Raw genomic sequence first — 12,768 nt, 5'->3', positions numbered from 1 at the left:
AAGTGAGATTAATAAAGATATATTTTTAGATGAGAATCCTATAGGAAAAAATATAAAAATAAATGGTATAAGCTTTAAAATAATAGGTACTTTAAAGCCAGGTAGTGAGTTTGAATTTTCTTCAAATAATAATTCCATATTTATACCATATACTACTGCTATGACTATACTTAACAATAGGAATATAAGTGAAGTTGATGTATATATGACAAATAGTAATAACTCAGATCAAATCATAGAAGATATAAAGGTAGTTTTAAATAGAGCATTTAATTATAAAGAAAATGCTTTTTTTATATTTAATTTTGAAGATATAATAGATGCTATAGGTGACATCACAGGACTTATGACACTTTTACTTGCAGGAATTGCTTCAATTTCTCTTGTAGTAGGAGGTATTGGTATAATGAATATGATGTTAGTTTCTGTAACTGAAAGAACATCTGAAATAGGACTTAGAAAAGCATTGGGAGCAGAACCTAATAGAATACAATTACAATTTATATTAGAATCAATATTTTTATCATTGTTTGGTGGTTTATTTGGCCTTGTATTGGGTCTTTTAATAGCATATATTGCAGCTACAGTTATAGGTTATCCATTTTCAGTTTCTCCTATGACCCTATTCATAGCAATAGGTTTTTCGTCTGTAGTAGGAATAGTATTTGGATATGCTCCGGCAAGAAAAGCTAGTAAACTTAACCCAATTGATGCCCTTAGAAGATTATAGTGAAAGGATTGATAAAATGAAGTATAATTTTGATTTAGTGATTAATAGGAAGAATACAATGTCAAGAAAATGGGATCCCCAAATATTAAAAGATAGATTTGGTAGAAGTGATTTATTGCCTTTTTGGGTAGCTGATATGGACTTTAGAGTAGCAAAGCCTATAGAAGATGCTATTATAGAAAGAGCAAAACATCCTATATATGGTTATAGCATAAGAAAAGAATCATATTATGATTCCATAAAATCTTGGATGAAAAATCAATTTGATTATGAAATTAAAAAAGAATGGATTGTATACACTCCAGGTGTAGTTTCAGCTATAGCATATGCTTTACAGGCATTTAGTGATGAAGATGATAATATATTAATACAAACTCCTGTATATCCTAAGTTTGAAGAAATCATAAAAGATAATAATAGAAGAGTTCTAAATTCACCACTTAACTTTGATGGAGAAAGATATAATATTGATTTTAATGATTTTGAAAGCAAAATTAAAGATGATAATGTGAAAATATTTATATTATGTTCTCCTCATAATCCAATAGGAAGAGTATGGAGTAAAGAAGAGCTTGAAAAAATAGGCAAGATATGTTTAAAATATAATGTTTTAGTTATATCTGATGAAATTCACAATGACTTTGTCTATAAAAATCATAAACATAGTATTTTTTCATCTATAAATAAAGAATTTGCTAATAATTCTATAATTTGCACATCTACTAGTAAAACCTTTAATTTAGCAGGTTTGGAAGCTGCAAATATTATAATTCCAAATAAAAAATATAGGGAAAAATTTGAAAATGTATTAGAAATAAACAAAGTAGGATCTCAAAATCCATTAAGTATAGTTGCAGTTGAAGCAGCATATAGGGATGGTTCAGAATGGTTAGATCAAATAATGGATTATATAGAATCAAATTTTAAATTTATTGAAGAATTTTTATCTGAAAATTTACCTAAAGCAAACTTGATAAAATCACAAGCGACGTATTTAGCTTGGATAGATTTAAGGGAATATGAAGATGATGAAAAAGAACTAGAAAAAATCATAATAAATGAAGCTAAGATAGCACCTAATTTTGGTGATTGGTTTGGAGAAGGTGGGAAAGGTTTTATAAGATTTAATTTTGCTTGCTCAAGGCAAGTATTAGAAGAGGGTCTTAAGAGATTAGATAAAGCTTTAAATTAAGAAAAACATTCGTATTTTGAAAATACGAATGTTTTTTTGTATTTATTACCAAAATAGCTAATACAAGATAAAAAAGCGAACTATTATATTAAATATAAGAAAAATGTTGACTTTTATCAAAATCAATATTACAATAAGAAAAGAACAAAACATCTAAGGGGGTTTTTAAATGTTAGAAAATATATTTAAATTAAGAGAAAGAAACACAAATGTTAAAACTGAAATTACGGCTGGAATAGCTACTTTTATGACTATGGCATATATTCTTATAGTTCAACCTAGTTTCATGCAAGCGGCGGGTATGGATGTAGGCGCTGTTACAGTGGTTACAGCACTTTTATCCGGAGTATTTACTTTATTTATGGGACTTTTTACAAATTTACCTTTTGCTATGGCTCCAGCCATGGGAAGTAATGCGTTTTTTGCATTTACACTTGTTGCAGGTGGAATGGTAACATGGCAAGTAGGAATTGGAATGGTATTTATATCAGGAATATTATTTTTGTTACTTACAGCTTTAGGACTTCGAGAGGTTATAGTTAAATTAATACCTAAAAATATAAAACTTGCAATAGGAGCTGCAGTTGGGTTTTTTATTGTATTAATCGGTTTTAATAGTGCTCATTTTATGGATGTTTCTAGTGGATCAATAAAAATGGGTGATTTAGGAGATAAGGGTGCGATTTTAGCTTTAGTAGGTCTTGGAATTATAGTTATTCTTATGGCAAATAAAATAAAAGGTGCTATATTAATTGCAATAGTTGCTACAACACTTATTGGAATACCTATGGGTATAACAAATGTACCAAATAGTTTAATTACTTTACCACCTTCAATAGAACCTATATTTTTTAAACTAGATATATTAGGTGCTTTAAAATGGAGTTTTATACCACTTATGTTTACTTTTTTTGTAGGAGATTTTTTCTCAACACTTGGAACTCTTCTAGGAGTGTCAGCTAAAGCTGACCTTTTAGATGAAGATGGCAATCTTCCAGGGATAAATAAGCCTTTTTTAGTGGATGCGATAGCTACAGTTACAGGAGCTTTGTTTGGTTCTACAGTAGTTACAACATATATAGAATCTGCTGCTGGAGTTGAAGAGGGTGGGCGTACTGGTCTTACAAGTGTATCTACTGGAATATGTTTTTTACTTACAATATTTCTAACACCTATAGCAGGAATGATACCATCTGAAGCTACTGCACCAGCACTTATTATTATAGGACTTTTAATGTTATCAGGAATAAAGGATATAGATTTTGAAGATTTTACAGAGGCGTTTCCAGCATTTGCTACAATAATATTTACTGCATATACTTCAAGCATATCAAATGGTATAAGTATAGGTATCATATCTTATGCTTTTGTAAAATTAGTAACTTTTAGGTTTAAAGATGTACACTGGGGAATATATATATTATGTATTCCATTAATCTATTACTTTGTAATAATGTAAATATGAATAATAATATTAGTATGGTATAATAAGATAATTTAAATATACTATACTAATTTTTTATAAGGAGATGTGAAAAATGAAGATTATGCCTAGTGATAAAAAGGGTTTAATAGAATCAGCTTTAGGAAAAAAAGAATGTGATTTGGCTATAGAAAATGCAAATATTCTAAATTTATTTACTGGTGAAATTTATAAAGGTGATGTAGGCATATATGATGGATTTATATCGCATATAAGAGAAAATATTGATAGAAAGATAGTAGAAGATAGAATAAAAGCTAAAAAATATTATGATGCTAAAGGAAAATATTTAATTCCTGGATTAATTGATGCCCATATTCATATTGAAAGTACAATGATGACTCCTACAAATTTTGCAGAAGCTGTGATACCTCATGGTACTACTACAGTAGTAACAGATCCTCATGAAATAGCAAATGTATGTGGTATTGAAGGTGTAAAATATATGGTAGATAACAGCAAAGATTTACCTATGAGGCAATTTGTGCTTGCGCCATCATGTGTTCCATCAGTACCAGGAAAAGAAAATACAGGTGCTGAATTTAAAAAAGAAGATATAGAAGAACTATTAAAATTAGAGAGAGTTATAGGATTAGGGGAAGTAATGGATTTTTTAGGTGTAATAAATAATGATAAAAGAATGGTAGATATTCTAAACTTATTTGAAGAAAAAGATCTATTTATACAAGGTCATGCTCCCTATTTAAGTGGTAGGGATTTATCTGCATATATGTGTGCAGGTCCTACAACTGATCATGAAAGTAGATCATCCAGGGAAGCAAGAGATAAGATGAGAGTAGGAATGTATGTAGATGCAAGAGATAGTTCTATATCTAAAAATGTAGAAGATATAGTTAATGGTGTAAAAGATTTTAGATATTTAGATTATTTGACGCTTTGTACTGATGATAAAGAAGCTGCAGACATTTTAGAAAATGGACATATGAATGAAGTAGTTGTATCTGCTATAAAAGCAGGAATTAATTCTATTGATGCCATAAGAAGTGCTACTTTAAATATAGCAAGAGAAATAAATATTAGAAATCTAGGAGCAATAGCACCTGGATATGTAGCTGATATGTTGATAGTAGATTCATTAGAGACTATAAAACCAGAAGCTGTATTTTTTAAAGGTGAATTAGTAGCTGAAAATGGTAAACTGAAAAAAGATATAGAAAAAAAGAAATTTGATATAGAAAATATAAACACCGTATATATTAATGATATATGTGAAGATGATTTTAAAATAAAAGCTCCTATAAAAAATGGTATGATAAAGACTAATATAATAAAATACGAATCGCTCAAATCTGCTTCTACAGATTTTGTGGTTGAAGAACTTCCAGTAAAAGATGGATATCTAGATATATCTCATGATTCTGATTTGAAATATGTAATAATTATAAATAGACATAAAGGTTTTGAAACAAAAGGATATGGAGTAGTTAGAGATTTTGGAACAAATAAAGGTGCTATTGCATCTACTATTTCACATGATTCTCACAATTTAACTATTACTTATGATGATCCTAAAAATGCTTTTATAGTAGCAAAAGATTTAATTGAAACTGGTGGCGGTATAAGTTGTGCTAAAGATGGTAAATTTATAGAACATTTAGAATTACCTATAGCAGGACTTCTTTCTAAAAAACCATGTAAGGAATTAGCACAAGAAGCAGAAAAAATGAAAGAAGCTCTAAGAGGACTTGGATTAATAGATATAAAAAACCCACTTCTTAGAATAGCAACACTTGCTCTTATAGTTATACCAAAAGCTAAAATGAGTGATTTAGGTATGATTGATGTATTAAATCAACAAATAAAAAGTTTATTTGTAGAGTAATTAAGATCCTATCCTTTTGGGTATAATATATTAAAATATACTCAGGAGGATATTTCTATGAAATGGAAAAATAGACGTAAAAGTAGCAATGTAGAAGATAGAAGAGGAATGGGAGCAAAAGGTATAGTCGGTGGGGGTATAGGAACTATTATAGTAATTGCTCTTGCTTTATTTGGTTTTGATGTAGGAGGACTTGTTGATAATCTTCCAATAAGTGATACAGATAATGGAACATATGAAAGAACTGCTGAGGAAGAAGAACTTGCTGATTTTGTATCTGTGGTTCTTGCAGATACTGAAGAAATATGGGCTGATGTATTTGAAAAAAATAATTTAGATTATGAAAATCCTAAATTAGTTCTTTTTACAGATAGAGTTAACTCAGCATGTGGTCTTACAAGTGCTGCAGTGGGTCCATTTTATTGTCCGGGGGATAAAAAAGTGTATATAGATCTTAGTTTTTATAATGAGCTTCAAAATAAATTTGGGGCAAAAGGTGATTTTGCCATGGCTTATGTCATAGCACATGAAGTAGGACATCATGTACAAAAATTACTTGGAATATCAGATCAAGTAGCAGAAGCAAGAAGTCAATTATCAGAAACAGAATTCAATAAACTATCAGTAAAATTAGAATTACAAGCAGATTATTTAGCTGGAGTCTGGGCCCATCATGTAAAAGAGAAGGGATATTTAGATGAAGGAGATATAGATGAAGCACTAAATGCTGCAAATGCAATAGGCGATGATACTTTACAAAAAAAGTCTAGAGGATATGTAGTACCTGATAGTTTCACCCATGGAACAAGTAAACAAAGGAGAGATTGGTTTTATAAGGGATATAAGCTTGGAACCCTTGAAGGTGGAGATACATTTACTAGCGAATTATAAAATACTAGGCTAAGCCTAGTATTTTATAATTTCAATATTAAAGTTGCAATTCTAAAATAAACTATAAGAGAAAAAGTATCAACAATTGTAGTTACTAGTGGACTTGCCATAAGAGCTGGATCTAATTTAGCTTTTTTAGCTAAAAGTGGAAGTATTCCTCCAACTATTTTTGCAAGCATTATTGTAAGTAAGAGAGTTGTTGTAACTGTTAATGAAATTTTCACTGAATATCCTTGAATAAAATGTATTCTTAAAAAGTTTAATACCGCAAGTATTATTCCTACAATAAAACTTACGCCAAATTCCTTTGATATAACCTTAAAGATATCTTTAAACTCTATTTCACCAAGTGTAATACTTCTTATAATCAATGTAGATGCTTGAGATCCCGCATTACCACCAGTATCCATCAACATCGGTATAAAAAATGTAAGTGCTACTACTGACTCAAGAGTGTCTTCATAATTACTTAAAATAATTCCTGTAAATGTAGCAGATATCATCAGTACTAAAAGCCAAACTATTCTTCTCTTTGCTAAATCAAATATACTTTCATTTAGGTAATTTGTGTGCGAAGGTTCTATAGCTGCCATTTTATGAATATCTTCAGTATTTTCCAGTTCTATAACATCCATTATATCATCTACAGTTATTATCCCTACTAATCTTTTTTCATTATCCACTACTGGTATTGACAACAAATCATACTTTCTAAATATAGATGCAACATATTCCTGATCATCGTGAGTATTTACATATATAACATTTTTGTTCATTATATTCTCAATGTTTTTATTGTCATTTTCTAATACTAATTCTTTTAATTCCACAATCCCCTCTAATATTCGAGTGTTAGTTATTACATAAGTAGTATAGATTGTTTCTCTATGATATCCTAATTTTTTATTCTTTCTAAAGATTCAGAGACAGTTAATTCCTTTTTTAAATCTATAAATTCTATAGTCATTAAAGATCCAGCTGAATCTTTAGGATATTTTAAAAATTGGTTAATTATCTTTCTTTCACTTTCATCAGTAGTTTTTAAGATTCTTTTTACAACGTTTGATGGCATCTCTTCTAATAAATCAACTTTCTCATCTAAAAATAATTTATCAGTCAATTGATTTAGTTCATCTTCATTAAATAATAAAAGCAGCCTTTCTTGATTGTCTCTAGAAACATATGTAAAAACTTTGGCAGCGATTTTCTTGTTTAATAATCTGAAGATAAGTAAAGCAGATGAACTGTCCAATTCTTCTAAAAGTTCTGCTATATCGGGTATGTTCATATTATTAATTTTATCTTTTATAAGAGTAAATTTTTTATCATTAATTAAATTTTGCAATGTGTTTTTATTCATAGCTATCCTCCTTTTAATAGATTGTACTATTAATATAAGATATTTACAAGCTTATAAAATATAGTGAAATAGTTGTTTTAAATTTTATAATATGGGGTAATATATTTAATGAGTTTAAAATATAGAGGAGGAAGATACAGTGAAGATTAAAGCATTATTAATATCATTAGTATTAGCTGTTGCACTTTTAGCAGGTTGTTCACCTGATGATAATGACACAACAGATGAACCACAAGAAAACGAAACACCTATGGAAGATGAAGATACAACAGACGAAGAAACATCAGATGAGGATGCAGATGTTACTACTACACCTTCTATAGTAGATGAAGAAGGGGCATTTAAAGAAGCTATTAGCTCTGATGGTACATGGATAATAGCTACATTAAATGATTTAACTTTTGATGAAGATTTAGTTGTTGAGGGAGAATTTCATGATAAGGGAGATTCTAATGAAGATTTATATAGGAAATTAGCACCTTATACTCAAGATGAAGATCGTAACATTATAGATAGATATACCATAACAGCTCCAAAAATGACTATAAAGAGTCCTAATACGAAATTACAAGGTGGTACTTTTAAAGGTGATATTTATGTGGAAGCTGATGGATTCATATTATCAGATGCGAAAATAGATGGTAATTTATATTTTGCTAATGAAGAATATCAAAAATCTTTCTCAGAAGAAGAAGAAACTGAAATAACAGGAGAAAACAAAGTACAAGAATAAAACTAAGAAAAGCAATTAGAAATTAATTAATTTCTAATTGCTTTTTCATTTAAAGGTACAATATTAATTTTAAATTGAATATAATATATTGGCTTCAAAAATCATAAAAAGGGGTATAATTAAATTAACACAATATAAATGTAAGTGGGGATGCTTATGATCAGAATGTTTAGAAATAGTTTTAAAGATTTTAAAACTCTATATAAAAAGTATGTATTATTTGAAATAATACATACAATAATAACATCATTTTTGTTTGTACCAATTATTTCTTTTATAGTAGGAAGATTATTAATTAAGATAGGATCTAGATCATTAATAAATGGAGATGTTTTTAAAACAGCAATTTCTTATGAAGGCATAATTGGCCTTATATTTATAGCTACTTTATTTATTGTATTTATATTTATTGAATATGGAGTATTGATAGTAATATCTCAAAAAAAATATTTTAATAAAGATATTTCTATTTTGAATTCATTTATTACTACCTTAAAAAAGATACCTAGGATGCTGAGCCTTGGAGTATTGCCTATTACAATTTTACTTATTTTATTAATACCTTTTATAGAATTACCTATAACAAATATTTTAGCAAAAGATTTGGATGTACCTCTTTATATTAGGAGAACAGTCATTAATTCTAAAATTGATTTAGCAATATATATAATTGTTTTAATATCTTTAATCTATACTTTTTTAAGATTAATATTTACTTTTCATTCTATTATAATAGAAAATAAAAACACTTTTTCATCTATGAAGAGAAGTTTAAAATTAACTGATAGTGGTCAAGTGAAAATATTTTTAAAACTTATATTTTTTAATGCAATAATATTTTCTAGTGGATTTTTATTTGTTTCATTATTTACTTTTCTTGCAAATAAATTAAATGTTTTAATAGATAACAATTATTTAGAAGAATTATTTATAACATTCTCAAGTTATATTACATATATATTTTTATCATTATTAGTTCCTACAAATGTAATTTTTTTGACTAGACTTTATTATTATAGGAGAATAAATTTAAGTGAAGAGATAGAAGATAGCTTAATCACACATGAAAATATTAAATTTAAGAAAATAGAGAATAAACTATACAAATTAATATATAATAGAAGATATATATTAATTGCTTTACTAACTATATCAATTATAGTTACTTTTAGCATAAATTACTTTTTCAATAAAGATACTATTTATTTTGGTAGGGATATCTTAGTAGCAGCTCATAGATCTAATACGGTAAGTACTCCTGAAAACTCAATAAGTGCAATAAGAGATGCTCTAAATAAAGAAATAAACTTTATTGAAATCGATGTGCAACTTACTAAAGATGAAGAAGTAGTATTATATCATGATATAAGTCTTAGAAGACTTGCAGGTCTTAGTGAAAGTGTGTCTCAACTTACATATGAAGATTTATCCAAGATAGATATTGGTGCTGGATATTCAAATGAATATGAGGGTGAAAAAATACCTACTCTAGATAAAGTTCTAAAAGAAGTAAAAGGAAAAATGAATTTGATAGTAGAATTAAAATCATATGGTTCTAAAGAAGAACTTGTAGAAAAAACTTTGGAAGTTATAGAAGAAAATGATATGATAGAAAATGTTTACATTCAATCATTTGATAATAGATTACTTAAAATGGTAAGAGAAAAAAACAAAAATATAAAAATAGGACAAATAATGTATATTGCTGCAGGTGATTTATCATATTTAGATGTGGATTTTTATACTATTGAACAAAACATGTTATCCAACAAAATTATCAGTCATGCAAGAAGTAAGAATAGGCAAATATGGGTATATACAGTTAATAGTAAAAAGGATATAAAAGAAGCATTAAAATATGACATTGATGGTTTAATAACAGATTATCCACTAACAGTAAAAGAAATCATTGAATTTAGTTTTTAAATTATTAACTATGATATAATATAAGCACATAATAATGAATAAAAAATAAATAAAAAAGGAGCATTAATATGAAAAAGATAGCTTTAATTACGGATTCAACTTGTGATTTACCTAAGGAAATAATAGATGAATATAACATAAAAATAATGCCTTTAAAAGTAATTTATTCTGATGGTGAATATAAGGATAAGGTTGATATACAGCCTGAGGACATATATAAGAGGTTTAGTGAGGAAGTGCCTAAAACTTCTCTGCCTTCACTAGGAGATTGTATTGATTTATTTGAGAAATTAAAATCTGAAGGATATACACATTTAATAGTAACTACAATTTCTAGTGGTTTAAGTGGAACAATAAATATGATGAAAAATGCTAAAAATACTGTAGAAGATCTTGAAATAGAAATAATTGATTCAAAATCTTTAAGTATGGGACTCGGTTATCCAGTTTTAGAAGGGGCTAAAGAATTAAAAAGAACTAATGATTATGTAAAAACTATAGAAAGAATAAAAGAAGTAATAACAAAGACGGATACATTTTATGTAGTAGAAACCTTAGAATATCTTAAAAAAGGTGGAAGAATTGGAAGGGTAGAAGGTACTATAGGAGAGTTGTTAAAGATCAAACCTATAATTTCAATTAACAAGGAAGGTATTTACTATACTTATAAAAAAATAAGAGGTAGAAATAGATCTATTAAAGCAATATATGACATAGTTAAGGAAAGAGCAAGTAAAGGAAAGATTAATGTAGCAGTAGCTCATGGAAATGCTCTTGATGAAGGTAGGGCTTTATTAGATGATATTAAAAAAGTGAAAAATGTAGTAGAAACTACATTTACTCAGATAAGTCCTGTTTTAGTAGTACATACTGGTCCGGGATTAATAGGTGTTATAATATCTGAAATATCATAGAAATAAATAGATAGCCTAGGCTATCTATTTATTTTATCAAATTTTTCCCTAAAAAAATCTAATGGTTGACTACCAACAACTATTTCTTTGTTATTTATTACAAAGGTAGGTGTAGTATCAATATTATTTAGATCTGTTTCTTTTTTATATTCTAGTAAAGTTTCTTCATATTTTATACTATCTATAGCATCATAGACATCTTGTTTTTCCAGTCCTACATCTTCACCCAGTATAGCTAAAACTTCCCTATCATAAATATTTTGACCTTCTCTAAAATTTGCTTCATATACTCTTTTGTGAAATTCATGAAATTTATTTGAAAGTTTTGCTAATTCACTAACTTTAAAGGCATTATGAGAATTAGAAGTGAATTCTAATTCATAAAATTCTATGTCAAGTTCTTTTGTCTTTCTATCTAATTCTTTTTTCATTTCTTTCATTTTTTCAGGGCTGAATTTATCTTTTAATTGAACTCCTTCTTTGGGAGTATTAGGGTTTAACTCATATGGTATCCATATATCATTTATTTCATATTCTTTTTTCAATTTTTCGACTATGCCTAAGCCTATATAACAAAATGGTCATACATAATCATAATAGATTTTTAAATCAATAGTCATTTTTTCATCTCCTTTTTATACTTACTTATACCTTACCCTTATAAATATAAAAGTAATCAAATTTAAATTCATATAAATAGGGTATAGATATATAAAACATAAAAAAAGGATGAAATATATGACTCAAGAAATAAAAGAAATAGTTAATGATCCAATTATAAGAAAGATAATAATATCATCTTTAATTATAGTTATTTTGATTATTGTAACAAGATTTACTAAAAAAAATTTGAGTAAACATATAAAAGAATCAGACAATAGATATAAAACTAGGAAATTTGTAAATCTTATATCTTATTTTTTAAGCATGATTCTTATAATTATAGTTTTTTTAGATGATATAAGAGGTATAACACTTACCCTTGGAGTAGCAAGTGCTGGAATAGCTTTTGCATTAAAAGAAGTAATAGCATCTGTAGCAGGATTTATCAATATAACAACAGGAAATATATATAAAGCAGGAGATAGAATTGAAATTGGTGGGATAAAAGGAGATGTTATAGATTTAAGTATTTTAAGAACCACTATTATGGAAGTAGGAGAATGGGTTAATGGAGATTTATATAATGGTAGAATAGTTAGGATTGCAAACAACTTTGTATTTAAAGGCCCAGTATATAATTATTCAGGAAATTTCCCCTTTATTTGGGATGAAATAAAAATACCTCTTAAATTTGGTTCTGATTATATATATACTAAAAAAATATTGGAGAATACTGTAGAGGAAATAGTAGGGGTTTTCACTAAAGATGCAGAAGTTCAATGGAAAACAATGGTCAGAAGGTATTTAATTGAAGATGCTAAAACTGGACCTATGGTAACTATGGAAATCAATGATAATTGGGTAGAATATACTATTAGATATGTAGTTGATTATAGAAAAAGAAGATATACCAAGGATTTATTATTTACTAAGATACTTGAAGAAGCTAGTAATAGTAGGGAGAAAATACAATTTGCATCTGCTACATATGAACTTGTTGGAGTTCCTAAGATGGATGTTAATATCAAAAAAACGGACTAATGATATGATACTTCCAAAGTAGACAGTCTAATTAATTAAAATTAGATTATCT

10 protein-coding genes and 1 pseudogene are annotated in these 12,768 nt (G+C 27.6%); 9 read left to right on the top strand and 2 right to left on the bottom strand.

The genetic code is table 11. The features are described from left to right. The 5 genes from ACTHUW_RS08875 to ypfJ form a co-directional block, all read left to right on the top strand. A partial coding sequence (locus ACTHUW_RS08875) for an FtsX-like permease family protein (RefSeq protein ID WP_442213094.1) occupies positions 1 to 730 on the top strand: 730 nt, incomplete at its 5' end. After that, positions 672 to 1,922, top strand: coding sequence for a MalY/PatB family protein (locus ACTHUW_RS08870; protein WP_442199291.1), 1,251 nt, complete (start codon positions 672 to 674; stop codon positions 1,920 to 1,922). The genes ACTHUW_RS08875 and ACTHUW_RS08870, both read left to right, overlap by 59 nt. Before the next feature lie 169 nt (positions 1,923 to 2,091). Beyond that, entirely contained in the window at positions 2,092 to 3,381 is a 1,290-nt protein-coding gene (locus ACTHUW_RS08865) for an NCS2 family permease (protein ID WP_442198245.1), read from the top strand. A gap of 79 nt (positions 3,382 to 3,460) precedes the next feature. Beyond that, positions 3,461 to 5,248: an adenine deaminase gene (gene ade, locus ACTHUW_RS08860; protein ID WP_442213092.1), complete on the top strand. Its 1,788-nt coding sequence runs from the start codon at positions 3,461 to 3,463 to the stop codon at positions 5,246 to 5,248. Between the two features lie 57 nt (positions 5,249 to 5,305). Then, entirely contained in the window at positions 5,306 to 6,139 is an 834-nt protein-coding gene (gene ypfJ / locus ACTHUW_RS08855) for a KPN_02809 family neutral zinc metallopeptidase (RefSeq protein WP_442213090.1), read from the top strand. Positions 6,140 to 6,162: 23 nt separating this feature from the next. Here ypfJ and mgtE read toward each other — a convergent pair. Continuing rightward, a pseudogene (gene mgtE / locus ACTHUW_RS08850) lies at positions 6,163 to 7,499 on the bottom strand (magnesium transporter). A 139-nt stretch (positions 7,500 to 7,638) separates the two neighbouring features. Between mgtE and ACTHUW_RS08845 the strand changes: the two are divergent. The 3 genes from ACTHUW_RS08845 (at position 7,639) to ACTHUW_RS08835 (ending at position 11,072) form a co-directional block, all read left to right on the top strand. Then, positions 7,639 to 8,232, top strand: coding sequence for a hypothetical protein (locus tag ACTHUW_RS08845; RefSeq protein WP_442213087.1), 594 nt, complete (start codon positions 7,639 to 7,641; stop codon positions 8,230 to 8,232). A 156-nt stretch (positions 8,233 to 8,388) separates the two neighbouring features. Continuing rightward, positions 8,389 to 10,158 (top strand): glycerophosphoryl diester phosphodiesterase membrane domain-containing protein, encoded by a 1,770-nt coding sequence (locus ACTHUW_RS08840; protein WP_442213085.1) that lies wholly within the window; start codon positions 8,389 to 8,391, stop codon positions 10,156 to 10,158. A 68-nt stretch (positions 10,159 to 10,226) separates the two neighbouring features. After that, a complete protein-coding gene (locus ACTHUW_RS08835) occupies positions 10,227 to 11,072 on the top strand; it encodes a DegV family protein (RefSeq protein ID WP_442198251.1) in 846 nt (281 codons plus the stop codon). Between the two features lie 20 nt (positions 11,073 to 11,092). On the opposite strand, the gene ACTHUW_RS08830 is transcribed toward ACTHUW_RS08835, so the two are convergent. After that, positions 11,093 to 11,641, bottom strand: coding sequence for a DsbA family oxidoreductase (locus ACTHUW_RS08830; protein WP_442198255.1), 549 nt, complete (start codon positions 11,639 to 11,641; stop codon positions 11,093 to 11,095). Positions 11,642 to 11,810: 169 nt separating this feature from the next. Between ACTHUW_RS08830 and ACTHUW_RS08825 the strand changes: the two genes are divergently transcribed. Beyond that, positions 11,811 to 12,716 carry a mechanosensitive ion channel domain-containing protein gene (locus tag ACTHUW_RS08825; protein WP_442198252.1) on the top strand — a complete coding sequence of 302 codons (906 nt, stop codon included), beginning with the start codon at positions 11,811 to 11,813 and terminating at the stop codon, positions 12,714 to 12,716. Positions 12,717 to 12,768: the final 52 nt, after the last annotated feature.

Source organism: Senegalia sp. (in: firmicutes) (genome assembly GCF_052088025.1).
Classification (GTDB): Bacteria; Bacillota; Clostridia; order Tissierellales; family SIT17; genus Anaeromonas.
The sequence above is the reverse complement of the archived record's forward strand: the minus strand, read 5'-3'. Positions and strand labels throughout refer to the sequence as shown.